This window comes from Clostridium nitrophenolicum (genome assembly GCF_055391695.1).
Window position 1 is genome coordinate 1,667,490 of the sequence record NZ_AP042469.1, and the last position, 26,581, is coordinate 1,694,070.

General features: G+C 31.0%; 26 protein-coding genes. 16 read left to right on the forward strand and 10 right to left on the reverse strand.

What is annotated here, in order from left to right:
- Positions 1-14: 14 nt before the first annotated feature.
- A complete protein-coding gene (locus ACZ5N4_RS07770; protein ID WP_464208696.1) occupies positions 15-947 on the reverse strand; it encodes a helix-turn-helix transcriptional regulator in 933 nt (310 codons plus the stop codon).
- 260 nt (positions 948-1,207) lie between these two features.
- On the opposite strand from ACZ5N4_RS07770, the gene ACZ5N4_RS07775 reads away from it, so the two are divergent.
- The 3 genes from ACZ5N4_RS07775 to ACZ5N4_RS07785 all read left to right on the forward strand — a co-directional run bounded on the left by ACZ5N4_RS07775 (position 1,208) and on the right by ACZ5N4_RS07785 (position 5,689).
- Positions 1,208-3,481, forward strand: coding sequence for an ATP-binding cassette domain-containing protein (locus ACZ5N4_RS07775; protein WP_464208698.1), 2,274 nt, complete (start codon positions 1,208-1,210; stop codon positions 3,479-3,481).
- A 233-nt stretch (positions 3,482-3,714) separates the two neighbouring features.
- The gene (gene pepV / locus ACZ5N4_RS07780; protein ID WP_464208700.1) at positions 3,715-5,106 is read left to right on the forward strand and encodes a dipeptidase PepV; all 1,392 of its coding nucleotides are present in this window, start codon (positions 3,715-3,717) and stop codon (positions 5,104-5,106) included.
- Entirely contained in the window at positions 5,096-5,689 is a 594-nt protein-coding gene (locus tag ACZ5N4_RS07785) for a hypothetical protein (RefSeq protein WP_464208702.1), read from the forward strand. Before pepV ends, ACZ5N4_RS07785 begins: the two co-directional genes overlap by 11 nt.
- Before the next feature lie 184 nt (positions 5,690-5,873).
- On the opposite strand, the gene ACZ5N4_RS07790 is transcribed toward ACZ5N4_RS07785, so the two are convergent.
- Together ACZ5N4_RS07790 and ACZ5N4_RS07795 are read right to left on the reverse strand one after the other, a co-directional pair.
- Positions 5,874-6,245, reverse strand: coding sequence for a pyridoxamine 5'-phosphate oxidase family protein (locus ACZ5N4_RS07790; RefSeq protein ID WP_464208704.1), 372 nt, complete (start codon positions 6,243-6,245; stop codon positions 5,874-5,876).
- 22 nt (positions 6,246-6,267) lie between these two features.
- Positions 6,268-6,687 carry a CGGC domain-containing protein gene (locus ACZ5N4_RS07795; RefSeq protein ID WP_464208706.1) on the reverse strand — a complete coding sequence of 140 codons (420 nt, stop codon included), beginning with the start codon at positions 6,685-6,687 and terminating at the stop codon, positions 6,268-6,270.
- 179 nt (positions 6,688-6,866) lie between these two features.
- Between ACZ5N4_RS07795 and pdxR the strand changes: the two genes are divergently transcribed.
- The 5 genes from pdxR (at position 6,867) to ACZ5N4_RS07820 (ending at position 12,080) form a co-directional block, all read left to right on the forward strand.
- Positions 6,867-8,285, forward strand: coding sequence for a MocR-like pyridoxine biosynthesis transcription factor PdxR (gene pdxR / locus ACZ5N4_RS07800; RefSeq protein WP_464208708.1), 1,419 nt, complete (start codon positions 6,867-6,869; stop codon positions 8,283-8,285).
- Between the two features lie 77 nt (positions 8,286-8,362).
- Positions 8,363-8,542, forward strand: a complete 180-nt coding sequence (locus tag ACZ5N4_RS07805) for a YcxB family protein (RefSeq protein WP_464210866.1) — start codon at positions 8,363-8,365, stop codon at positions 8,540-8,542.
- Between the two features lie 477 nt (positions 8,543-9,019).
- Positions 9,020-10,429 carry an amino acid permease gene (locus ACZ5N4_RS07810; RefSeq protein WP_464208710.1) on the forward strand — a complete coding sequence of 470 codons (1,410 nt, stop codon included), beginning with the start codon at positions 9,020-9,022 and terminating at the stop codon, positions 10,427-10,429.
- A gap of 226 nt (positions 10,430-10,655) precedes the next feature.
- Positions 10,656-11,402: a DUF434 domain-containing protein gene (locus tag ACZ5N4_RS07815; RefSeq protein WP_464208712.1), complete on the forward strand. Its 747-nt coding sequence runs from the start codon at positions 10,656-10,658 to the stop codon at positions 11,400-11,402.
- A 246-nt stretch (positions 11,403-11,648) separates the two neighbouring features.
- Complete coding sequence (locus tag ACZ5N4_RS07820; protein ID WP_464208714.1) at positions 11,649-12,080, forward strand: hypothetical protein; 432 nt, start codon at positions 11,649-11,651, stop codon at positions 12,078-12,080.
- Positions 12,081-12,228: 148 nt separating this feature from the next.
- On the opposite strand, the gene ACZ5N4_RS07825 is transcribed toward ACZ5N4_RS07820, so the two are convergent.
- From ACZ5N4_RS07825 to ACZ5N4_RS07850, 6 genes are all read right to left on the reverse strand, one after another.
- The gene (locus tag ACZ5N4_RS07825; RefSeq protein ID WP_464208716.1) at positions 12,229-12,444 is read right to left on the reverse strand and encodes a hypothetical protein; all 216 of its coding nucleotides are present in this window, start codon (positions 12,442-12,444) and stop codon (positions 12,229-12,231) included.
- Positions 12,445-12,658: 214 nt separating this feature from the next.
- Complete coding sequence (locus tag ACZ5N4_RS07830; RefSeq protein WP_464208718.1) at positions 12,659-13,933, reverse strand: hypothetical protein; 1,275 nt, start codon at positions 13,931-13,933, stop codon at positions 12,659-12,661.
- 1 nt (position 13,934) lies between these two features.
- Entirely contained in the window at positions 13,935-14,687 is a 753-nt protein-coding gene (locus tag ACZ5N4_RS07835) for an ABC transporter ATP-binding protein (RefSeq protein WP_464208720.1), read from the reverse strand.
- A gap of 18 nt (positions 14,688-14,705) precedes the next feature.
- The gene (locus ACZ5N4_RS07840; RefSeq protein ID WP_464208722.1) at positions 14,706-15,743 is read right to left on the reverse strand and encodes a sensor histidine kinase; all 1,038 of its coding nucleotides are present in this window, start codon (positions 15,741-15,743) and stop codon (positions 14,706-14,708) included.
- Positions 15,744-15,761: 18 nt separating this feature from the next.
- A complete protein-coding gene (locus ACZ5N4_RS07845; protein WP_464208724.1) occupies positions 15,762-16,445 on the reverse strand; it encodes a response regulator transcription factor in 684 nt (227 codons plus the stop codon).
- A gap of 96 nt (positions 16,446-16,541) precedes the next feature.
- Positions 16,542-18,533, reverse strand: coding sequence for a serine hydrolase domain-containing protein (locus ACZ5N4_RS07850; protein WP_464208726.1), 1,992 nt, complete (start codon positions 18,531-18,533; stop codon positions 16,542-16,544).
- Positions 18,534-18,794: 261 nt separating this feature from the next.
- Between ACZ5N4_RS07850 and ACZ5N4_RS07855 the strand changes: the two genes are divergently transcribed.
- From ACZ5N4_RS07855 to ACZ5N4_RS07880, 6 genes are read left to right on the forward strand one after another with little or no spacing between them, the layout of a single operon-like run.
- A complete protein-coding gene (locus tag ACZ5N4_RS07855; protein WP_464208728.1) occupies positions 18,795-19,472 on the forward strand; it encodes a Crp/Fnr family transcriptional regulator in 678 nt (225 codons plus the stop codon).
- 14 nt (positions 19,473-19,486) lie between these two features.
- Positions 19,487-20,230, forward strand: a complete 744-nt coding sequence (locus ACZ5N4_RS07860) for a nucleoside phosphorylase (protein ID WP_464208730.1) — start codon at positions 19,487-19,489, stop codon at positions 20,228-20,230.
- Between the two features lie 14 nt (positions 20,231-20,244).
- Positions 20,245-20,847 (forward strand): ECF transporter S component, encoded by a 603-nt coding sequence (locus ACZ5N4_RS07865; RefSeq protein ID WP_464208732.1) that lies wholly within the window; start codon positions 20,245-20,247, stop codon positions 20,845-20,847.
- 22 nt (positions 20,848-20,869) lie between these two features.
- On the forward strand, positions 20,870-21,637 hold the full coding sequence (locus tag ACZ5N4_RS07870; RefSeq protein WP_464208734.1) for an energy-coupling factor transporter transmembrane component T family protein: 768 nt from the start codon (positions 20,870-20,872) through the stop codon (positions 21,635-21,637).
- Positions 21,634-22,479, forward strand: a complete 846-nt coding sequence (locus tag ACZ5N4_RS07875; RefSeq protein WP_464208736.1) for an energy-coupling factor ABC transporter ATP-binding protein — start codon at positions 21,634-21,636, stop codon at positions 22,477-22,479. Before ACZ5N4_RS07870 ends, ACZ5N4_RS07875 begins: the two co-directional genes overlap by 4 nt.
- Positions 22,472-23,284 carry an energy-coupling factor ABC transporter ATP-binding protein gene (locus tag ACZ5N4_RS07880; RefSeq protein WP_464208738.1) on the forward strand — a complete coding sequence of 271 codons (813 nt, stop codon included), beginning with the start codon at positions 22,472-22,474 and terminating at the stop codon, positions 23,282-23,284. Before ACZ5N4_RS07875 ends, ACZ5N4_RS07880 begins: the two co-directional genes overlap by 8 nt.
- A 129-nt stretch (positions 23,285-23,413) precedes the next feature.
- On the opposite strand, the gene ACZ5N4_RS07885 is transcribed toward ACZ5N4_RS07880, so the two are convergent.
- Entirely contained in the window at positions 23,414-23,794 is a 381-nt protein-coding gene (locus tag ACZ5N4_RS07885) for a VOC family protein (protein ID WP_464208740.1), read from the reverse strand.
- Between the two features lie 313 nt (positions 23,795-24,107).
- Here ACZ5N4_RS07885 and ACZ5N4_RS07890 point away from each other — a divergent pair, with 313 nt between their 5' ends.
- Complete coding sequence (locus ACZ5N4_RS07890; RefSeq protein WP_464208742.1) at positions 24,108-25,193, forward strand: diguanylate cyclase; 1,086 nt, start codon at positions 24,108-24,110, stop codon at positions 25,191-25,193.
- 150 nt (positions 25,194-25,343) lie between these two features.
- Positions 25,344-26,558, forward strand: a complete 1,215-nt coding sequence (locus tag ACZ5N4_RS07895) for an MDR family MFS transporter (RefSeq protein WP_464208744.1) — start codon at positions 25,344-25,346, stop codon at positions 26,556-26,558.
- Positions 26,559-26,581: the final 23 nt, after the last annotated feature.

Genomic DNA, 26,581 nt, shown 5'->3' on the forward strand with positions numbered 1-26,581 from the left:
TATATTGTTTTTAGCTATATATAATGATTTATCAGACTATAAGCTTGCTTTTTAATATTATCTATTATTTCTTGTGGTTCAATAACTTTTGCACAAGTACCTAGCTGAACAAAATAGCTAGAAACAAAGTCTATCTCGCTTCTATCGATTATTGTGTCAATATATCCATTTTCATCATCAGTAATAATAATATGAGGCTCTAACCATGGCTTACTTTGACACTGTCTTATCCCTTCTCTTGTTAGCTCAACATATAATCTCACAGGTGTTTTAACTGTATAGCTATCAAACCAATCTATTAAATTCATCGGAAACTCATAAGTTATTTCGGAAATTTCTAAGGATAGTATTCTATCAACTCTGAATAATAAAACCTTATTTTTTTCAAGGTCCAAAGCAGGCATATACCAAAGTCCGTCATGTGCATAGGTGCCGATTGGTTTAACTTCTCTTTTTTTATTCTTTGTTTTTGATAGATATTCAATTATTAATATATTGTTCTGAATAGATGCTTCAACTATATCCTTCAAGAAGGGTGAAGCAATATTTCGCTTTGGGTTCCATAAACATATGAGAGATTCTAAGCGACTTATCTTCTTTTTAGCATCCTCAGGAAGACTAGCATACAATTTTCTAGAAGCTGAATCGATATCTGTATCAAAGGGTAATGATTTATAATATTTTAGTGATTGAAAGGCAAAGAAAATTGCTGTAGCTTCGTTTTCATCAAATATAATTGGAGGAAGAACTCTGTTTTCTAGTGTGCGATACCCGCCATTTCTACCTTGCTCAGTATATATAGGAACTCCTAATTCACTTATTTCCATTAAATATCTATGTGCAGTTCTAACAGATATGTTGAATTCATATGCAACATCTTGAGCAGTAAAACTTCTCTTAGTATTTACATACATAATTAAATCAAATATTCTCTTAGCTTTTGACATATAAACTCTCCTTTACAACAGGAACTATTTTTATAATGTAGAGATTAATTTTAATAAAAATAGACAACAATTGTCATGTTTTTAGTATACAGTATTTATGGTAGATACTCAAAGTATATATGCTTGTTAAATTAAAAGATTAATTCAAGTAAGGGGATTATCAATATTGGTTAAGATGTTTGTGCCTTAGAGAATAGCAGAGTTTAGAGTTTTAATAGTTTTATTAAGTATAAAAACAAGTTTAGTAAAAGGAGATTACTATGAGAGAAGAAAAATGTGATAATAATATACATGTTATTGGAGCCAGAGAAAAAAACTTAAAGAATATTGGTATAAAGGTTCCAAAGAAGCAAATTACTGTTTTTACAGGTGTTTCAGGCTCTGGAAAGTCATCTCTTGTATTCGATACAATTGCAGCAGAGTCACAACGTCAATTAAATGAAACCTATTCAAGTTTCATACGTCATCGTCTTCCACATTATGGACACCCTGATGTAGATTCTATCAGGAATCTCTCTGTAGCAATTGTAATAAGCCAAAAGAGAATCGGTGGAAATGCAAGGTCAACAGTTGGAACTATAACAGATATTTATTCCTTACTACGTTTGTTATTCTCACGAATTGGCAATCCTTTTGTAGGGTATTCTGATGTGTTTTCTTTCAATAATCCTATGGGAATGTGTCCTAAATGTGAAGGGTTAGGAAAGGTGGATACAATAAATGTTGAAAGGTTATTTGATAAAAATAAATCCTTAAATGAAGGGGCTATTCTGTTTCCAACTTTTGAACCAGGAGGGTGGAGATGGAAACGTTATGTCTGTACAGGTCTTTTTGATAATGACAAAAAGCTTAAAGATTATAGTTCGGATGAATGGAATACACTGCTTTACAAAACCGGGTTTAAGCCACCAAATCCTACCAACGGTTGGCCTACCACTTCAAAGTATGAGGGAATTGTCCCAAGAATTGAAAGAACTTTTTTGAATAAAGAATCTAGGGAAGCGAAACTATATAAGGAGGAGATTGACTATGTGGTTGCAAGGGGTATTTGCCCATTGTGTAAGGGTGCAAGACTTAAAGAAGAGGTATTGGGGTGTAAAATAAATGGTAAAAATATTGCAGATTGCACAAGAATGCAAATCAGTGACTTAATTAGCTTTATGGAAACTATTAAAGAACTTTCTGCATATACAATGGTGAAAGCTATCATCAATCGGCTGGAGCATTTGAATTCTATAGGGCTAGGCTATTTAAGTTTGGGTCGAGAGACAGCAACTCTTTCTGGAGGTGAGTCTCAAAGAATAAAAATGGTTCGTCAGCTAGGAAGCAGCTTAACTGATATTACTTATATTTTTGATGAACCAAGTATTGGTCTTCATCCCCATGATGTAAATAGAATTAATAATCTTTTGAGGTTATTAAGAGATAAAGGAAATACTGTTTTAATAGTGGAGCATGACCCCGATGTTATTAGAATTGCAGACCATGTAATTGATATGGGGCCAAAAGCTGGCACAAATGGTGGCAATATTATGTATGAGGGAGGAGTGGAAGGATTATTAAAAGCAGATACATTGACCGGAAAGTTTTTGAATTATAGATCTAGTTTGAAGGAAAGTACTAGAGAACCTAAAGGATGGTTATCTATAAAACAGGCTACTTTGCATAATTTGAAAGAGGTTTCTGTTGATATTCCTATAGGTGTTCTGACTGTGGTTACAGGAGTAGCTGGTTCGGGCAAAAGCACTCTCATAAACCAAGTACTACCACAATATTATCCTGAAGCAATTTTTATAAATCAAAGAGCAATTCAAGCCTCTAAGCGTTCTAATATAGCTACCTTCACAGGAATTTTTGATTTTATACGAAAGTTGTTTGCAAAAGAGAATCAGGTGGAAGCATCTCTTTTCAGCTTTAATTCCAAGGGAGCTTGCCCAGAATGTAAGGGTTTAGGAATAACATATACTGATTTAGCTTTTATGGATCCTATTGTAGGTGTTTGTGAGGCATGCCAAGGAGATAGGTTCACTAAAGAAGTACTGCAGCTTAAATTACGAAAGAAAAATATTAGTGAAGTTCTTAAGATGACAATTGATGAGGCTATGGAATTTTTCGATGAGAAAGAAATACTACCTACTTTAAGAAGTCTAAAAGATGTAGGAATAGGCTATATTACTCTTGGTCAGCCTTTAGACACACTATCTGGAGGTGAACTTCAAAGGGTTAAACTTGCAGCAGAGTTAGAAAAGGAAGGGAATATATATGTATTAGATGAACCTACTACAGGACTGCACATGTCCGATGTGTCACAGCTTATAACAATTATGAATCGCATTGTTAACCAAGGGAGCACACTAATTGTGATAGAACATAATCTTGATATAATGAGTCAAGCGGATTGGATCATAGATTTAGGTCCAGGAGCAGGTCAAGAAGGAGGAAAAGTTATATTTCAAGGAGAGCCTAGAAATTTGATAAACCAAGGTTTTTCTATTACAGGAAAATACTTAAGGAAACATATTTATATTAAATGATTTTTTTACAATGAAAAAGCTAGGAAAGAGCTAGTCCTTTAATAATGGAGTAAATATCTTTAAGTCTAATTGTAAAATTGACGGATTTTTAGCAAAAATAATGATGAATTCAACAAATAATTCAATATCGTTGAAAAAGTGTAAGAAGAGGTATACAATAAAAATATACAAAATGTGCCATAGATAAAAATGTATTACTTTTTGTAAAAATATTAAAAATAGGGGGAACCGATATGGAACTTAATAAAAAAATTGATGAAATGAAAGAGGAACTTATTAAGGCAACTCAAGAAGTAATTAAAATTAAGAGTATTGAAGAAGAAGGAAAGCCAGGCATGCCTTTTGGTGAGGGCGTAGCAAAGGCACTTGATAAGGCACTTGAAATCTCTAAAAGCCTTGGATTTAAGACATACAAGGAAGAAGAAGGATACTACGGATATGTAGAGTATGGTGAAGGAGAAGACTATGTGGCAGTTCTTGGCCATATGGATGTAGTTCCTGAAGGAGATAACTGGATTCATCCACCATATGGAGCAGAAATTCATGATGATAAAATGTTTGGAAGAGGTACGTTGGATGATAAGGGTCCAATAATGGCAGCGCTTTTCGGACTAAAAGCTATAAAGGAACTTAATATGCCACTTTCAAAGAAAGTTAGAATTATTTTTGGAACAAATGAAGAAACAGGAAGCGGCGAAATGCATATTTACAATAAGAAAGAAAAGGCTCCAGTTGCTGGATTTACACCAGATGCTATGTATCCTGTTATAAATGCAGAAAAAGGTATAAGAAGATTTCACGTTGTTAAACCTTTAAAGCCTTGCAACTGTGGACTTGCAATTAAATCAATAAAAGGTGGAATAAGACCTAATATGGTACCAGACAAATGTGAGGTTGTAATAGCTACAAAGGATGGAGAAAGTATTGTTAATGCTGTAAAAGAATTTGCGGCTAAAACAGGATACAATATGAATGCTGAAATTGTTAATGGGGATGTTGTTGTAAAATCCTTTGGAGTATCAGCTCATGGTAGTATGCCAGAATTGGGAAAAAATGCTGTAATGTATGCAATGGAGTTTTTAGGAACAATTGCTAAAGGAACTTGTGGACTTGCAGATTATATCAATTTCTTTAACAAGAATGTTGGATCAGAAACAGAAGGTACTTCACTTGGAATAGCATGTGAAGATAAACCATCAGGAAAATTATCATTAAATGTTGGAGTAGCTGACTTTAACGAAGAAATGTCAGATCTTTGGATAGACATGAGATACCCTGTTACAATGAAGGGTGATGAAATAATGAATAAGCTTTCTGAAAGATTTGCTGAATGTGGTGCTAAAATAGAGAGAATAGATGCTGATGAGCCTCTTTACTATCCAGAAGATGGTGAGTTAGTTAAAACTCTTCTTAAAGTTTACAATGAGCAGACAGGTGAAGAAGCAAAGGCTTATGGAATAGGTGGAGGAACTTATGCTAAGGAACTTCCAAACATAGTTGGTTTTGGACCGATATTCCCAGGAAAGCCAGATCTTGACCATCAGGCTAATGAGTATATTGAAATTGGCGATCTTGTTATGAATGCTAAAATATATGCTCATACATTATATGAACTTGCAAAATAATTTAAAATTAAAAGCGACTGGTAAAAGCCAGTCGCTTTTTTCGTTATTATTGAAAAAATTATTTACAGTAAATTATATGATATGGCATAAAGTTTTTAATAAAGGAGAAATTATAGAAATGAACAAAGCGGAGGTGCAGTTCATGGTTTTAAATATTGTTTTAGGCTTTATTATTCCTTGGATAATTGCTTTAACTATTATTCGTGAATATAAAATTATATATTATATAGCTCCCTTTGCCAGTGTTATATCATTTATAGTTAACGATTTAGGATTTTACTATTTTTGGCGCCTATATCCTTTTAATCTTAATAATCTTTCAGCACTACCCTTTAGCATAGGGTTATTTTGCCTCTATCCATGTGTTACTATTGAACTTATGAGAAAATATCATATTAGAGCTTATATTCTATTACCGGTGACGGGTTTAACGCTTACATTAATAGAGTGGTATGGAGTATGGATGGGGAGAGTAGTTTACTATAATCATTGGAATATAATAGCGACATACTTTTCATATTTTATTTCATTAGTTAATTCTTACGCATTTTATAAATTTTTAAAGAAACAAAATCTTATTTGATTATAAACTTATATATTTTTTCTTTGAATTCGTCTTCTAGAAAAGCTTCAAAATTCATAATACAAAAATTAACAGATTACTAGTGAATTATACACCCGCTTAGTGGGAAGGTTGGTGCTATGCTAGCTTAATGAGCACTTTATTTAATAAAAGTGCTCATTTTCTGGAGCTAGATAACATAATGCTAAAGTGTTTGCTTTGCAGATGTAACTGTTATCTCTAACACTCTACTTAGGAAAGGGTATTTTTCTTTCATCATATCAAATTCTGAACCTGATTCAACAAATTTTGCAGTTCCTTCAATTAGGAAGCCTGTACCTAAGTATTTATATCCCATAACTTCTTTACTTCCTACAGTTACTTTAACTTTATTATTTAATTCTACGTTCTTTTGTGTTTTACGCATCCCAGCAGCTGGTATTAATAATCTACCATCTTCAGTAGTATTAATATATGAGTTCCAAGTATTAACTACATGCACTTCGTTATTACTGCAAGAGGCGATAGCTGTCACTCCTTCGTGAGAAATAACTTCAAGTAATTTTTCGTTTAACATTTATGATTCCTCCTCTGAAATTCTATGAATCGCTGTAACAATTATAAATACCTTCTTCTCTCTTCTTTTCTGCATTTTTACTTATGAAAGATCCCTCTATAACATTTTTATAACCCTTTTTTAATACAATATCTTTGATATATTCAATATGAGGGCATCTATCATAATGATGATGGTCCGTTGTCATACAAGAAGATAAGTGTATAGCAACTTCATCTTTGCCTATATTATTTTCAATTCTCAATTTTTTAGAAAGATGTTCTAATTTAGCGGCAATTCCCTTTCCACAGCAGCCGCCGCAGGTAAAGGAAATATATCTAGTGGTGTCATCATAGTTCTTAAAGACTTCCTCTTTATTATAAAAAGCATTTGTACAAGCGAAACCGCTGCAGCGTCTATGTGCAATATCACATTGAATAATAACCACATATTTTGTATTCATTGATTTCTCCCCCTCTTTAAAAATAATTATCTAATTTTTTAAAATAAACTACCTGAAAAGTCTTCATTACGAGCCCGTTGACTTTTCCATAGAACAATTATACAATCAAACTGTAATGTTCAAAAGTGCCAGTTTTAATTATTTTATAGGATACAGTTTGTGAGGGGTGGTTTATAAAGATGATTATTCTGCATAGTGATTCCAGTACTCCATTATATTTGCAAATTTATGAACAGATAAAAGAAAAAATAATTTCAGGACAAATTTCAGAAGGCAGTAAACTCCCTTCAACACGAACGCTTTCAACAACATTAAATGTCAGCAGAAACACAGTTGAAAGTGCGTATCTACAGCTTTGTTCAGAAGGATACATTGCAAGTAAGGCAGGTAGTGGGTTTATTGTTTTAAAACTAGATAGCTTAATAATCTCAAAGCTAAAGGGAGAAAAATTTAAGAATAATCAAGAACATGAAAAGATAACGGCTGAAGCAGATTATAAGAATCATAAATATGATTTTCAGTATGGAAGTTTAAGTGCTGATGATTTCCCATTAAGTTTATGGAAGAAAATTTCAAACAAATGTTTATCATCTATAAGTGCTGAAAATATGACTTCATACAAAGCAAGAAAAGGGGAACCGGAATTACAAATAGAAATTATGAAATACTTGAATAAATCAAGAGGTGTTTCTTGTAATCCGGAACAAATCATTATTTCCTCAGGTATGGAATACTGTTTAAGCATACTGTGCCAATTATTTAGAGGAGATTCTAATCAAATAGCTTTAGAAGACCCGGGGTATGTTGGTGCAAGGGATATATTTATCAATAACGGGTATGATGTTATTCCAATTGGTTTAGATAAAGATGGAATTAATATTGAGGAATTAGAAAATAGTTCAGCGAAGATAGTTTATATAACACCTTCCCATCAATTTCCAACAGGAGCAGTGATGCCAATTCAAAAAAGATTAAAGCTATTAGATTGGGCTATAAGAAAAAATGGAATTATAATTGAAGATGATTATGATAGTGAGCTTAGATATAATTCAAGACCTATTCCATCAATACAAAGTATTGATTCAAAAGAATCTGTTGTCTATATAGGCACATTTTCAAAATCCTTGTCACCTAGCTTGCGTGTAAATTATATGGTATTACCACAATCATTAATGGAAAGATATGATAAACTTTTTAATAGGTATCAGGCAGCCGTTTCAGTAATTCAACAAAAAATAATTCAACAGTTTATGTATTTAGGTCATTGGGATAGACATTTAAGAAAAATATGTCTTTCAAACAAAAGAAAACATGATATATTAGTTCATGCAATTCATGAATTAATGGGAGATAAGATTATTATCCATGGGAAAAACGCGGGCTTGCATATTTTACTGAAGTTCAATAATGGAATGTACGAAGAAGAAGCAATAAAAAAAGCTAGAGATCATGGTATTATAGTATATCCAGTATCACCATTCTGGATTAGGAAAGATAAATATTCTAATAATATGGTTTTGCTCGGTTTTGGTAGCAGTTCTGAAAATGAAATTGTTGAAGGCATAAGGATACTTAACCAAGCATGGTTCAACGATTAATTATATAGATTGGACTAATAATGGGTAATTTTCTATCCAAAATATTTTAAATTAGTAGTAAAAAGAAGGAAAAACAAATTAACACTAACTGGAATGTCGTCGAGAGACTTATAGAGACTAAAGAATATATTTATATCTATATAAGTTCTGTAAATGCCTATATTGTTCCCAAAAGAGTTTTGCAAGATACAATGCATAAAGATGAGTTTATAAATTTAATTGAGCAATATAGTGGAGTAGTTAAGGAGAACTTATAAAATTTAAATATTGCTAACTTAGCGAATTCTTTTCATAAAAGTAAATAGCAAAATTAAGCCTGTATCCACTAAGTATACAGGCTTTTAATTTTTAGCTTAATTCTCTATACCTTTTCAAAATTGGTGGGGTTATCTCTTTAAAGCAAATATAAATTACCGAGTATTTCAACAAGTTTGAAATTTAAAACAATACTTGTTTAGTAGCATTTAATGTATATTTATGCATAATGAAATATAGTTTTAGAAATATGTGAATCAGGACACTTTTCGAATTATATTAACCTTTCTGAATAATTTAAATCAAATTGTAAAAATAGTGATGAATTTTTAAGCGTTTTAAAGAAAAACTTAAATAATTTCGATGAAATGTTAGTTTCATAATTTGACGGATTATAATATATTTTTTATTATTATAAAGTATTTGGTTAATTTATAAACAAAATTTTTAGTAAGAGATGAAAAAGGAGATTAAAAAGAATGGGCTCTATTTTTAAGAAAAAAAGTGTAGATTCGGTTTTAGAACGTCACGAATCTGCATCACTAGAAAAAACTCTTGGTTCCTTTGACGTAACCTTAATGAGTATCGGTGCAGTTATAGGAACAGGTGTTATGGTTCTAACAGGACTTGTAGCATCGAGAGATGCAGGTCCAGCAGTTGTATTATCATTTATTTGTTCTGCAATAGTATGTATGCTTGTTGGTTTATGCTATGCTGAATTTGCGGCATCTATACCAACCTCGGGTAGTTCTTATGCTTACATCTATGTATCTTTAGGTGAAATAATTGCCCACCTTGTAGGATGGTCGCTTGTTATAGGATATACCGTAAGCACATCCTCTGTTGCAGGTGGTTGGGCAGCTTATTTTAATGGCTTTATAGGTGAATTTGGGATACATATACCTAAACAGTTTGTAACTATTCCAAGTCAGGGAGGTATAATGAATCTCCCAGCAACTATAGTAATACTATTGGTTACTTACCTACTTTCAAGAGGAACAAAAGAAAGTAAGAAAGTAAACAACTTTATGGTTATAGTAAAAGTTGCTGTTATAGTTTTATTCATAGCTGTAGGTGCTTTCTTTATAAAACCTCAAAACTGGCATCCATTTATGCCATTTGGTTTAAAAGGAGTGTTTGCAGGAGCGGCATCTGTTTTCTTTGCATTTACAGGATTTGATGCAGTTTCAACTTCTGCTGAAGAAGTAAAGAATCCACAAAGGGATCTTCCGATAGGAATCATTGCTTCATTAATTATTTGTACAATTATATATGTTGTGGTTTGTTTAGTTTTAACTGGTATTACTCATTACTCGCTATTAAATGTTGGAGATGCAATGGCATTCGCACTAAATGAAGTTGGACAAGGCTGGGCTGCCTCCATTCTTTCAATTGGTGCAGTCGTAGGAATTACAGCAGTTATGTTAGCCTATATTTTTGGTACATCCCGTATACTATTCTCAATGAGTCGTGACGGATTACTTCCAAAGGCATTTTCTAATATAAATGCAAAAACAAATGTGCCAACTTTCTCAACTTGGCTAACAGGTTGTACTGCTGCTTTAATAGCAGGTGTTGTTGATCTTAAACAATTAGCAGACCTTGCAAATATGACTCTTATATCAACATTCATGCTTGTTGCTGCATCTGTAATCGTATTAAGAAAAACTCATCCAAACCTAAAGAGAAGCTTTAAGACTCCATTAGTACCATTAGTGCCAATACTAGCAGTAGTATTCAGCCTATTCTTAATGTCTAACTTATCAAAGACAACTTGGATATATTTCTTAACATGGTTAGCGTTAGGAATTATAGTTTACTTTACATATTCACGTAAAAACAGTTCACTACAAAATGCGAATAAGTCTTCAATAAAAAAGGCTGCATAAATAAATCGCTATTATAAATATATATAAATAAAAGGCTTATCTTGCTTTAAGGATCTCTCTTAAAGTAAGGTAAGCTTTTATTATATTTGATTATAAAATATATATTATTAATTTTCTTAATAAATCTTGAGATTTTTCTAATAAGAATAATAACATTTAATATTTAGAGTATAATGAAGCTAAAGACTTGGAATATATACGATATCAAATGAATGGGGTGTTATATTTGAATTTAGATGAAATGCCAACAGGAAGGATAGCTAAAAGAGGTGTTGATCCTCAAGATGATAGATGGTTTTCAAAGAAAGCTGTTTTAAAACTACAAAAGGCTCAGGAAGAAGTAGAGTGGCTTCTTAATAGAGGCTATAAAATAAATGGGATTATGGATTTAGTCGGTGGAAGCTATCAATTTTCGGCACGCCAGCGTCAAGCATTAAAGCGTTCAACAAGTACCAAAGATGAGTGTGAGAAGAGAAAGCTAAACTTGCTCCCGTATTCTTCTGCAAAAGATGGAACCATTTATATTGACGGATTTAATTTAATTATAACCCTTGAAGTTGCTCTTTCTGGAGGAGTCTTAATACTTGGCAATGACGGTGTTGTTAGAGATATTGCAGGTTTACAGGGAAGTTACAGACTTATTGATAAAACAGATAAAGCACTAGAGCTTATTGGAAAGAGCTTTAGCGAGCTTAAAGTACCTCATGCCAAGTTTTTTCTTGATGCTCCTGTTTCGAATTCAGGAAGGCTCAGAGAAAAGATACTGAAGCACTCTCTAAATTGGAATTTTTCTACTGAAGTTGAGCTAGTGCCCAGTGCTGACCCTATTTTGTGGAAATTAGAGAGAACTGTAACGGGAGACTCTGTAATACTTGATAACTGCCTAAGTTGGTTTAATATGTCAAGGAAGATTATAGAGGATTATATAGAGAATGCAAATCTAGTGGATCTAAGTGGTGAAAATAAAAATTAAGTAAGGTACTCCAAAAAGTATAGCTATGATACAAGTTTAGATAAGGTGCTTGTAATATAAAACTTCATTATAAGCTCTAGAGTCGAATAGTAAGTTAACTTAAAAGAAAAATTAATGGGCCTTTATACATGTTTTGAAACAATATTGGAATATTTGTTTAAATTAGGAAGGTTTATTTGTAATTTTGTAGAATATTAATTAAGGTGGTAGAAAGTTAAAGGCTATTTTAGATTTGGAGTGATAATAATGAAAATAGAAAATATTGAATTAGCATATGTGAAAATATTAGATATATTTAAAGATGGAACTATAAATTATCTTAAAACACTAGATGCAGCACAAATAGATGAAGTTTTAAACAATAGAGATTGTGAGGTTTTTTCAACACAGTGGACTCGAGTTTATAATGAAGTAGACAAAATTAAACAAAAGGAGAACTTAACAGAAATATATAGGAAACATGATGAAAAATTAAGAAGAGTCATATTTTTAGAAGTATATAATATTACTTTATCAGGGAATATGGCAGCGTATATTTCCGACGACTTTGGATTGATATTAGATAGTCTTGTATTTGACTATAAAGATGACTGGATAAACTCCTTATGGATTCAATATATTCGTGGGAAAATACCTCAAGGAGAATTAATGCCAACAGATAAAACAATAGAATTGTAATTTTAAGAATAATTCAATTAACCTCTAAAGATCAGGAGATAATGTATGATATCTTTTAATAAATCATTGAATAGAGCTGTAACTAAGTAAAGGGTGAAAAATGGAGAGGCCGCTAAATTATTTGGCCTCTTCATTTTGTATTATTGGTCTAAACTATTTCTTTCGTATCAATATCTTGTTTAGTGCTGCTGCAGCAACTTTTTTCTTTCTTGCCACTCATCATTGTAAAAATCATAGCAACCATCATTATTGGACATAAAAATGGTACTATTTTCCCAACGAAGCTGCCTGCGCTAGGACTAAGTCTTGTTATAAGTGGTAAAAATCCTACAATAAGTATAGGTAGCCCACAACATAAAATCATGTGCAGCATATGTTTTAATGGACTATGTTTATAATCTTTGAGATTTTATTTGTTGTTCTCATGACAGTTCATAACTATTCCTCCTATATTCCTCTAAGTTACATAATAGTACTAATCATTGTAATCACTCTATTTTTTAAAGTACATAATGCCTAAAATCAATTATTCTGTAACTAGATTTTATAATATTTATATAAAGAATATATGAAGAAATTTAAGATTTAAAAAATAATATTTTATTCTTAGTAATAATATATCCTAAAAATTGTATGCTAAAATAGCATAATAATATTTTAATAGTATTCATAGCAAACTCATTATTGATGTTCAAGATATAATTATATGAAACACATGCGAAAGCTGCTAAAATTACAGGCAAAAAAAATGTTAACTTAAGCTTGCATAATAAAATATTATGTACTTCTTTAGTTGTTAACCCAACTTTATGTAATTTAATTATTCTTGGCTTCCAGTTATATAAATCTATTTTACTTTTAAAGTACAGTATGTTGGCAAATACAAAAAAGCTTAATAAAACACTAAACACATTTATTAAATTAAAAGTATCTTTTTGAAAAATACTAAAGAAATCAAAAGTCGTTTTTATATTAGGTAGATGACGAATTCTTTCGCAAATAATAAACATAAAGTTCAAAAAGATAATAAAGAAAATTACAATGTTATCATCTTTTAAAAAAGCCTTAAGTTCTTTTATTAGCAAAATCTTTTTATAGTAAAAGTTCTTATTTCTTTCTATAAAATAGTTAAAAGTCTTTATAACAAATAAAAATATTATATAAGTTCCTATTATGCAAAAGAAAGCAAAATCAACATAATATCTAGCATCAGAAGTAAGATTAAACTTTTCCAGCCAATAAAGATAATACATTATTAAAGATACTAATACTATTTTTATTAGCTTTGAGATCTTAGTATGAGCTATTGATAGGCACTCACAATTTGATGTATTTGTTATACCTAAGTTATCTATGAACCTAAATGACCACAAAGTAAAAACAGTAGTAAGCACAGCATAATGTAAAGAGATGATTTTATAAACAACTGATTTAAACTGAAAAGTTAGGATATGTATACTGGAAAAATTGAATAAAGAAAGAGCTATAATTTTTGAAAAAATTAAACCTAAAACTAAGCCGGTGGGTATACATACTAAAAAAATCAAAATGTTTTCTAAAAAGATTAATATTTTAAGCTCTCCGCATGTCATACCTAAGGTTAAGAAACGTATAAACTCTCTTTCTCTATATTTAGAAAAAGAAATATACATATAGACATACCATAAAGATGTGTTAAACACACTAATTGTTGGAACTACAAAAAAGTTATTTTCACCGATTACCACCTGTGAATTATAGAGTATTGATTGAATAAAGAAGCATAAAATTGAGGTTATTAAGGAAAAGGTATAGGCAGCATATTGCTCTAAATTTGATTTTATATTTTTAAATAATATTTGTTTAAAATTCATATCATTCCCCACTAATCACTGAAAGTGTATCTAATATTCTATTAAAGAAGGCACTTTGATCCTCTTTACGATATATTTCTGTACATATTCTACCGTCTTTCAAAAAGATAACCCTTTTGCAATAGCTTGCTGCATACATATCATGTGTGACCATAAGAATTGTTACCTTTTTTTCAGCATTTAAGGCTTCCATATACTTCATAAACTTCTTTAAAGTCTTTGGGTCGAGACTTCCTGTTGGTTCATCAGCTAAGATAACACAAGGACTGGTTAGCAATGCTCTACAAGCTGCTGTTCTTTGTTTTTCACCTACGGAAACATTATAAGGGTACTTATCTTTAATATCATATATATTGAAAAAGGTAAAATACTCTACTATCTTTTCATCAATTTCTTTAGAACTTTTTCCTTTAAATATAAGTGGAAGAGCAGCATTTTCTGCTAGAGTCATATTATCGAAAAGATTAAATTCTTGAAATATAATTCCAAGATTTTCACGTCTAAAGATTGTGCTTTCTTTTTTACTTAATGAGGTTATGTATTTATCTAATATCTTTACAGTTCCGCTGTTAGGCTTATCAATACCGGATAATATATTTAGTAGGGTTGTTTTTCCACTTCCAGACTGTCCAATAATAGCAATAAACTCTCCCTCTTCTACACTTAGATTTATGCCATTTAACACATTTGTACAATTAACTTCTAAGCTTCCTTCGTATACTTTAACGATATCTTCCGCACATAAAACTTCCATAGGCTCACTCCATTACCTTTAAACTTTAGACATATATGTAATTGAAAGGGTGGTTCCAATATTAATTTCTGACTTTATAGCTATACTGTGATTTAATTTTTTTGCTATCATTGCGCATATGTATAAACCTATACCTGTAGAGTCTCTTAATTTTCTGCCATTTTCCCCTGTAAAAAAGGGTGTGAAAATCCTTTTTATATCATAATTAGGTATGCCAATTCCTTCATCTCTAATTGTAAGTTTGGTTTCTTTATCATTAATATTTATATCAAAATACACATAGCTCTTTTTATCAGTTTTTTTAGAGTATTTAATGGCATTAGATAAAATCTGTTCAAGCATGAATTTATTCCACTTTTTATCAGTGATAATTAATGCTTCATTACATTGAAACTCCACTTTAGGAAAAACATTATTATATATAAACTGATTTTTTTTACTATTTATAACTTCTTTTATAAGGGTAACAAGGTCTACTGTCTGAGGTTCGTAATCCTTTGAAAAATCGTCAAGTCTGCTAATATTTAGTATTTGCTCTAAGCCATTTTCTACTTTATTATTTTCTTCCCGTATATCATAAAATAACTTTGATATATTTGTTTTCCAATCTTCTTTATCAAAATCTAGTTCTTTAATACATTTTAGAAGAATGAGATTAATTACTGAGACCGGAGTTTTCATATTATGAACCCATTGTGATAGAAAATATTTATATTCGGTGTTTTGTGCAGTAACTCTACTTATTGTATTTGTATAGTTTTCATGTATTTTGAATATAGCTTTAGAAGCTTCCTGCTGCTCAATTGTTTTAGGGCTTAAATTAAAGTACTTATTTTCTATGCCTTCATTAAGACTTCTATTAAACTTATAATATTTAATCCACTCATTTAATATTAAAAATAAGTAGATTACTACAGATATTAACAAAGGGTATAATATATCAATTTTTCCATTAAGCAAATGACAGTAAAGAATAATCAAAAGTGTATTAAAAAAATAGGCAATGGTAAGCTGTAGCTTGTCTTTTAAAAAGTTTATTAATATCTTCTTATTCATATTAATACCTCTTGATGATTAATGAAATTGAAACATATAGCCAATGCTTCGCTTTGTTTTTATAGCTTCGTTAATACCTATTTCTTTAAGTTTGCTTCTAATCCTTACTATATTCACTGTTAAAGTGTTGTCATCTACAAAAACAGTATCATCCCAAAGTTCTTCTAAAAGCTCTTCTCTGGTAACAATTTTATCTTCATTCTTAATAAGTTTGCTCAAAAGTTTAAATTCGTTTTTACTAAGTTCAACCTCAATATTATTATAAAGCATTTTAAAAGTATCCTTATTAAGTTTAATACCTCCAACACTCTCTATTAAGCTTGTCTCCGTTGAATATTCACCATATACTCGTCTGAGTACTGCTTGTATCTTAGCAAGAAGAAAGTCAAAATCAAAGGGTTTGACAATATAATCATCTGCACCCAACTCAAGGCCCCTAATCTGTTCGTTATTTCCGTTTCTTGATGAAATAATAATTACAGGTATTGTGGAGGAACGTCTAAAGGTTTTACACAACTGAAATCCATCATAATATGGGAGATTTATGTCTAAAAGAACTAAATTAGGTTTTAAGCTTTTTATATCATCTTCCACATTTATAAAATTTTCTATAGCAGCAACATCATATCCATATTTCTCAAGGTATTCTTTTATAAGCTCAGTCAATTTAACATTATCTTCAATAATAAGTATTTTATACAAAATAGCTTCCTCCTTTTTAAAGTATAGTTACAATATTCCAGTAGTCGTAATAAATATATTATACTTTAATTATAGAAGGAAGCATATAACCTTTAACTAAAATTTGAAGCCAAATAGATTCCAGTAATTTAGGTATAGATTAAAAATTAAAAATATGCAGCAGACTAATATAGTCCATATCTTTGAAACCAAAGTATCACTTCGCTTATTCCAGTATATGAATGTTGAAATTATTAAATATAAAGTTAATATTGTAGTGATTATCGGAATAAACAGAAGACAGATAACTATTTTAGGTAATTCAGGTAAAAACATAAGCATATGTGATAGAGAGAGACACTCTTTAATCATGCCAACTAAAAATAATGAATTTAAGATGCACACAAGTAGTGTAATATTTTTATTACGAAGAGTTTCTTTAGTATCATCCTTTCTCTTTATAATTAATATTACTTGTACCAAAAGTAGCAACAAAAATAGTATTGTAAAGGACATAAAAATTATTCTATGAAGTGCAGGATTTTGGTACCAATAAATTTTTTCAAAGGCCACTGTTGTTGACCCCTCTGGAAGCATGTAGCATATATTTCCTTGTTTATCTGCTTTAAAGGCAATAGCATCTCCTGTCTTAACATTCTTAAAAAGTAAAGGCTCTATTTCCATATATTTATCTTCCCCGCCAGAATATTTTATAACTAGTGCATCATTAGTGCTTTTTATATTTATAGCTGAAGGCATTAGTAGAAACAATTTTCCTATTTCATTTCTTGGATATCTAGTACCTTGATAGCTTCCTTCAAATTTTTTCAGATCACTTTTTACAAAGTTAACTTTATTATTTATATTAACTTTTGTATTAGATTGACTGAAGTACTTAGCTATAAACTGATCTGTTATACTAACACACATATTGATTCCCGCTTCACCATTAGTTGAAATGAAAAATCCTATATTACTGTCAGGTATTAAACATAACATGCTGTGAAAACCATAATCATCCCCACGATGATAAATTATTCTTGTACCATTTGTATACTTTTCTGAAAAGCCATAGCATACTCCAAGGGTATTTTCATTAAAGGAAAAATGCTTTTTATGCATGTCTTCTACGGTGTCTTTATTCAATATGCGTGTATTCTCATATGCGCCATTATTTAAATGAGCAATCATAAATTTAGTCATATCATCTGCTGTGGTTTTCAATCCGCCTGCTGGTGGGAGGACTCCTCCGTAAACAGGTACTTTTTTATACATACCATTTTTGTAATCATATCCTTGTGATAGATTGTTTAGTATTTTATCATTAAAAGCAAAGCTACTATTATTCATATTAAGGGGTTTAAATATACTATCCTCTACATACTTGTTAAAAGGAGTACCTGATACACTCTCGACAGCATAACCAGCTACAGACATACCATAATTACTGTACTGAGGAGCTTCACCTGGTTCTCGAATTATGGGACGTGTATGAGATATTAAGTTATCTTTAAGTGGCTTTTCCTCAAGATAACTTTTTGTTTGTTCTCCCACAATTCTTTCATCAAAACCACCTGTATGAGTCAAGAGATTTTCTAATGTTACAGGTTTTGAATAAGTATTTTTTATTTTAAAATCTTTCAAATAGTTATTTACATCCTCATTTAAATTTACCTTACCTTTTTCTTTAAGCTGCATAACAGCTGTAGCTGTAAAAAGTTTTGAAACAGAAGCGGCTCTAAAAACAGTTGTTTTAGGGTCAACGAGTGTTTTTTTATCTATATCAGAATATCCATATCCTTTCTCAAAAAGTACAGTGTTATCTTTGACAACAGCAAAAACTGCTCCGGGCACGTTAAATTTTTTTAACTGTTCATTGAAAGTGTTATCAGCAAATTTTTCTACATTCTCCTTATTTAAAGGTTCTTTATTTTGGTTATTTAATAAAGGTGGAGTGCTTTTTTCTTTACTTTCTTTTGCTGAAACAGTTTGTGTGGTATTAAACACATGATATATTACAGCTGCTGAGGAATAGAAATAAGGGAAAATATAAGCAATAAGTACAAAGATAATTAAAAACCTTTGTGTGTAAGCTATAACTTTTTTCATATTATTAAACCTCCATAAATCTAGATTTAGAATATATTTCTATTACAAATAAATTCTAAATTAGATTTAAAGGAGAACAAATTCATTTATATTCAAGTAAACTTACAGTTTTGTAAGTTTAGAGCCTTTAATATGCACTTAGGAATATTGTCTTAAATTTTTAGTAGTTTTTTTATTTTCAATTGTTGCTATAATTCTAATTGGGACATTTGTCCTGTATGTAAAGGTTTAAATATATTATCATAAAGGAGAAAACAAGAGATGAGTATTTTGAAAGTAGTAGAGGTTATTGAAAAAGAAAAAGTTATTTATGATATCTTAAAGTCTTGCCCCTATGAAATACTTAAGCAGTGGGAGATATTTAAATATAAAAAAGGTAAAGTGTTTTTAAGACAAGAAGAACTATATCCATACTTTTTTATCATAATTGAAGGAGAAGCTAATATATTTATTATGTCTGACCATGGAAAGAGATACTCTCAGTCTATATATAAGAAAGGGAATTTTATTGGAGAGCTAGAGATATTCAACAATGTGCCTTACAGTTGTTCCATTGAAGCATTGACAGATATAAAACTTTTAGCTTTAAAAAGAGATTACTTTTTAAAGTGGTATGATATGGACAAAAATATATCCAGATATATTACAGAACAGATATGTGCAGCATTTTACACTCTTTCTCAGAAATCAGCTGTAGACACTTTATATACACTAAGAGAAAGAATAAGCAGTTATCTTTTAAAAGCTTATAATAAAAGCGGCAGTACCACTATAAAAATAGACAAGGATACTTTAAGTGGACAGTTTGCGGTAACAAAGAGAAGTTTAAATAGAACTTTCATGGAGCTTAAGAAAAAAGATATTTTAGAAATAAGCAATTCTCAGGTTTTCATTAAGGATTTGAATAAACTTAAAGCACTGACAAAGAAAAATGCATAAACGGAGGAATAATCATGTCATTAGTTCAACCACATATAAGATGTTCGGAGGATTTAAAGGTAAAATATGCTATACTTCCTGGAGATCCTAAGAGGGTAGACAGGATAGCAGAGTTTCTAGAAAATGTTGAAGAAGTTGAGTTTAACAGAGAGTATAAATCCTTAGTAGGATATTATAAAGAGATAAAGATACTTGCTATGTCTACAGGTATGGGAGGAGCATCTACAGGCATAGCGGTAGAAGAACTTAAAAATATAGGTATTGAGGTTTTAATAAGAATTGGAAGTTGTGGAGCTAACCAAGAAGGAATAAAGCTTGGAGATCTTATTATACCTAATGGAATAGTAAGGGATGATGGAGCTTCCAGGGCATATGTTGAAGAAAAATACCCGGCAGTACCTGACACAGAGCTTCTATTTGAAATAATCAATAGTGCAAAAAAGCAAGGTTTTTCTTATCACATAGGCATAGCAAGAAGCCATGACAGTTTTTATACTGATGAGGAAGAAGCTATAGATAGCTACTGGAGCAAAAAAGGAATTTTAGGTGCTGACATGGAAAGCTCCGCGTTGTTTGTAATAGGAGCTTTAAGAGGACTAAAAACTGCGTCCATTTTAAATGTAGTTGTAGAAATGGATGGTAACTTAGGAGAAGACATAAACAGTTATGTTGATGGGGAGAATGGGACTTTAGATGGAGAAAAAAAGGAGATATTAACTGCATTAGAAGCGGTTTATGAATATAATAATAAAATTTAAATGGAGGGGATGTTATGAGTAAAAACAAAGGCTGGTCATTAAAGCTTTCAACTACGTCTTTAGTTCTTATTCCAGCGGCAGTAGGCATAAATTACATAGGTAAGCTCTTCGCAGGAATATTAAAGCTGCCATTATGGTTAGATGCCATAGGAACTATGCTTGCAAGTATTTTAGCAGGACCTGTAGTTGGAGCCATAAGTGGCGCTATAAATAATATCATTTATGGATTAACCATGGACCCAATATCTTTCATATATGCCTTAACTTCAATTTCTGTAGGACTTGTATTAGGTTATTTAAGTTATAAAGGTTTTGTAAAAAACTTATTTACAGCAGTTGTTGCTGGAATCATAGTAGCGTTAGTCGCAGCTTGTGTATCTACTCCAATAAATATAGCCTTTTGGGGTGGACAAACCGGTAATCTATGGGGAGATACCCTATATGCATTCTTAATATCTAAAGGACAGCCTATTTGGATAGCTTCATTAATGGATGAATTAGCGGTAGATATTCCAGATAAAATAGCTACAGTTTTAATAAGCTATGCTATATTTAAAGGCTTACCAAAGGCATTAACGGTTTTATATCAAAACAACGAAGTTTATGATTTAGATTAGTATTTAGAAGTGAGGTGATCACATGAAAAGTTTAAGTTTGTATCAAGAGGGAAATAGTTTTGTACATAACATTGATCCAATTAATAAACTTATATATATAGTAGCAGCTATAGCTATTACAGCAATAATTCCAAATGAAATATCAGCTTTAGCATGTATATTAGTAAGTTTTATATTAATATGCAATGCCAAGGTTTTTAAAAAGGTTATGCCTATTATAAATTTCAGTTTACTTATTCTTATATCTATAGTAATAATTCAGGGACTATTCTTTCCGGAGAATAAGAACGTTGCATTTTCGATTGGGAAGATAAGTTTTTATAAGGAAGGCTTATACCATGCTTTTCTTATATGTTTAAGGGTTATTAATATACTTTGTGCTTTTTCCATATTAGTTTTAACTACAAGGCCTTCAGATTTAATAGAAGAACTTGTTCAGAAGGGTTTATCACCTAAGATAGGGTACGTTTTAAGCTCAGTGCTGCAAATAATTCCTCAAATGACATCTACTATGGAAACCATAATGGATGCCCAAAAATCAAGAGGCATGGAAACAGAGGGGAAGTTAACTACCAGATTAAAAGCCTTCTTTCCACTTATAGGACCTGTAGTTATGAACTCTTTAATAGCAACTAGAGAAAGAGCTATGGCTCTAGAGGTTAGAGGTTTTTCCTCTACAAGACAAAAGACTTTTTTAAATGAAAGAGTTTACCCTAAGTTTAATGGCGTACTTAGAATATCTATGATTTTACTAATAGTTGCGGCTGTAGTAGGGAGGGTAGTCCTATGAAGAAAATAGTAGTGGAAAATCTAAAATACAAGTATCCTCTAGCAAAGGACTTATCATTAAAGGGTATATCCTTTGATATAGAAGAAGGAGAATTTATAGGGGTTATAGGTAGAAATGGGGCAGGCAAATCAACCTTATGTCAAGCTTTAACTGGGTTAGTACCTAACTTCTTCTTTGGTGGATATGGCGGTAAAGTTTTAATTGATGGATTAGAAGTAAGAAAAACCCCAATAAGTGATTTATCCTTAAAGGTAGGAATAGTTTTTCAGAATCCCTTTACTCAAGTTACAGGTTCTAAGCTCACTGTGTATGAAGAAATTGCATTTGGACTTGAAAATATGGGACTTTCAAGAGAAGAAATGAAAAACAGAATAGACTATGCTTTAGAACTTTTGGGCATGGATAAATTTAAGGACAGAAATCCTTTTGCACTATCTGGAGGACAAATGCAGAGAATGGCCATTGCAAGCATTATAGCAATGAAGCCAGATATAATAGTTTTAGATGAACCTACATCACAGCTTGACCCTCAAGGTTCTGAAGAGGTGTTTAAAGCGGTTCATAAATTAAGTAAAGAAGGCATGACTGTAGTAATGGTAGAGCACAAGATTGAAAAGATAGCTCAATACTCTGATAAGGTTATGCTTTTAAATGAAGGTAAGTTAATAGATTATGATGTACCAGAAAAAGTTTTTTCAAGAGAGGACTTAAGAGAGTATGGCGTTAAAGAGCCTTCCTATACTGAGATATGCAAAAAGTTACACTTAGTAAATCCTAAAACTGGGCTGTATCCGGTAACCTTGGAAGAAGCTTATGATTTGGTGGTGAATTCAAATGGATAAAAAAATTCAAGTTAAGAATCTTCGTTTTGAATACAATGAAGGTAGCGAGATTTTAAAAGGAATAAATCTAGAGTTAGACAATAGAAGTACGGCAATAATTGGCCAAAATGGTGCAGGAAAAACTACCTTTGTAAAGCTTCTAAAAGGACTTTTAAAGCCTTCCAGTGGAGACATATACATTGGTGGAGTAAATACTAAAGAAGCAACTGCTGCTAGTTTAGCATCAAAAATAGGACTTGTTTTTCAAAATCCAAACGACCAAATATTTAAGAACAAAGTAATAGATGAAGTTATGTTTGGAGCTTTAAATGTTGGACAAGGCAAAGATTTAGCCCATAAAAATTCTATAGAGGCTCTAAAAATGCTAGGCCTAGAGCACTTACAAGATAGTAATCCTTATGATCTAAGCTTGTCTGAAAGAAAACTTATAACTATAGCTTCTATAATATCTATGGATACAGATATCATAATATTTGATGAGCCTACTATTGCTCAGGATTATGAAGGAAGAGAAAAAATAAAAGATATAATATTTAAGCTGAGAGAGAAAAATAAACTTGTAATAACTATAATTCACGACATGGACTTTGTTGCAGAATGCTTTGAAAGAGTCATTGTATTTACTCAAGGGAAAATGCTTATGGACGACTGCACAAGAGAGATCTTTTCAAGAGAAGAGGAACTAAAAAAAGCTTACTTGGAAGCTCCTCATATAACTAAGCTTTGCAAAAGATTGGGGTTTTATGAGACATTCCTTACGGTGGATGAGTTTATAGAGTATAAGAAAAAAATAGCTGTAAGATAGCTAAAAAAGTGTGATAACTATAGGATGGTTATCACACTTTTTGCTAAGATAATTCGTTGATTTAGTTAAAGCTCCTTCTATAAGCAATAAAAGTTGCTCTTCAAGCTCTTGGTATGTATTTAATAAATATTACATGTCTTCACGTAGTAAGTATTCATTTCCATCTTGATCTTTAAATGAAAACATCTTTCCATATGGCATATTCATAAGATCTCCTACCTCAACATCATTTTCCTTTATTTTGTTATAAGCATTCTCAATATCAGTAGTGCTTAATATTATAGAAGGATGTGAAACGTTAGTTGATGGATTTTGAGACATCATTAGATTTTTATCATATAAAACAAAGGTTGTAAATTCACTTTCACTTGGTCCAACTTCTAACCATTTCATGTTAGGCCCCATTGATTGCTCAAATTTAACTACAAAATTCAATTTTTCAGTCCAGAACTTTTTAGCTTCATCTTGGTTGTTTACGTATAGTGTTATTTTTCCTATTTTGTTGATCATTTTTGTTTCCTCCTTTAAATACTACTCTGTTCTAATATATTAATTATTTTTTCATTATACATTAGTATAAATTAATTATTATAATTAAGCTACTTTATTATATAGATTTCACCCAAAGCACCAAAATATACATTCACGAAGGCGGTTGGAATATAATAGGCATTAATAAAGTATTAGTTAGTCTTTTATAAATTCATATAGGAAACTTGAGGAATAACTTACCATAAAATAAATTGTAGAATTAGAATGAAATAGTATATAATTAATATGCTTATTTAGAATGGTCACTTTATACTTTGGGGAGAGTATTACAATGGTTGTTGATTTATTTATTAATGCATGTATTTTAATCACATTTATAAGTGTTTCTCATAATTTCGTAATAAATAGAAATATATCTAGGAATCCATCAATATCTTTAAAAATATTAATTGGGGCATGCTGTGGTTCATTAGGGGTCTTATTAATGTTGTTTGGAGTACATATTACTTCCACAATAGTAATGGATTTTCGAACAGTACCAATTATGCTATCGGCTATTTTCGGTGGAATTATACCACCTATAATAACCGTTATGATGATGTGCTTTTTTCGAACTTTGTATTTTGGAATTTCTACAGCTGCTGTAGTTTCTATAATAGCTACTATGTTTTCTGGAATAGGCTTTGGAGTTATCTCCATTATTAAAAAAACAAGAAGGGAAAAATGGATTTATTCTGTTATATATTCAAATTTAGTTAGTACTATTTCATATATAATTCTTATTAAGGATAAAACATTTTTACTCAAGCTTCTACTAGTATACTATATTGGGATTTCATTTGTATCTTATTTTGTATATAGATATACTGAGTACTTATGTGAGCTTGTTGAATTTTATAATAGATTGAGAAATGAAGCAACAACGGACTTTTTAACTGGCTTAAATAATGTAAGGCAGTTTGACAAGATTTTTAATAATGTTTCTAAGCAAACAATTAAGAATGGAAAAAATCTATCTTTACTATATTTAGATATTGATTATTTTAAAAAGATAAATGACACTTATGGACACATTGCAGGTGATACTATACTAAGGAATTTAGCTGATATTTTACGTAATGCATGCAGAGAAATTGATATTATATCCCGTAATGGAGGGGAAGAATTCACTGTATTATTACTAGATTGTTCAGCTTCTAATGCAGCTAGAATTGCAGAGAGAATAAGAAAAAATGTTGAAGCAAATAAATTTTATATTTCTGATAAGGTTAGTATTTATGTGACAGTTTCTATAGGAGTTTCAATGTATCCTGATAAAACTAATAATATAGACATGCTTCTTGAAAATGCAGACCTTGCATTATATGAAGCTAAAAAAACAGGTAGAAATAAAGTGATGGTATATGATGGAAAATAGTACCATAAATAACATAACCTCCTTTAGTGTAAATAATTTGTATGGTAATTTTTAATAATTTAATATATAATTTTCATATATTTAACATAAATTACTACAGAACATGAGAATGTAAATTTATATATTAACTTTAGAAGGGATAGGCAAGTAATGTTTAAAAGGTTTAATATCTACAAAGGATTACCGAAAGGCGTATACATATTGTTTTTAGTTCAGGTAGTAAATAGATTCGGGGATTTTGTGCTGCCATTTATGACATTATTTTTGACGAAAAAACTAGGACTGTCTTTCCAGATAGTTGGAATAATTGTTATGATTGAATCTATTCTCAGTATACCTGGGGCTATAGCAGGAGGTAAATTCGCAGATCAAATTGGAAGAAAAAAGACCTATATTTTTGCTCAGACAACAGCGGCTTTAGCACTAATACCCTGTGCCTTTATAACCAATCCATATATTATTGTCTCTTTTCTTTTGACCTCAACTTTTTTTAATGGGGCTGTTAGACCGCCTTTAAATGCAATAATTGCAGATGTTTTGCCTCCAGATAGGAGACAAGCTGGTTACTCACTTCTATATTTAGGTATAAATTTGGGAGTATCCATTGGTCCTATTGTAGCAGGCTTCTTATTTAATAATTTTCTTCCTATGCTTTTTATAGGTGATGCATTAACATCATTAACAGCAGTGATTCTATTTATTGTATATATAGATGAAACTAAGCCGTCAAATGAAACAGAAGCAGCAGCTTCAAAAGAAAAAGCAGAAGAAGGTAATGTTTTTGAAGTTCTTTTAAGACGTCCACAGATTTTAATATTTCTAGTTATTTACATCATATATAGTGTAGTATACACGCAGCATAGATTTTCTTTACCTTTGATGCTAGACAATGTTTATATGGGAAATGGAGCAGAGAAATTTGGTTTTCTAATGAGTGTAAATGCTTGCACAGTTATTTTCCTAACTGTATTTATTACTAGCTTCACACGAAAACTACATGCCCTACCCAATATGATAATAGCAGGAGTACTTTATGCTGTGGGTTTTGGTATGATTGGAATAGTAAGATCTTTTCCTCTATTTATGTTATCAACAGTACTATGGACAATTGGTGAAATACTAACTGTTACAAATTTTGGAGTGTATGTGGCTAACAATAGTCCTGCTAATTATAGAGCTAGATTCAGCGCAGTTGGGAACCTGAGTTGGGCTACAGGGGCTGCTCTTGGAACATCACTTATGGGAAAATATATAGATTTATCAGGAATTACTGCTGTTTGGCCGTTAACCTTTATATTGTCTTGTATTGCTGTTTTCTTTATGGTGATGCTTTATATGTATTCATATAAAAAAGGAAATTTGTAAGTGAGTTAATATTCAGCAGAAAT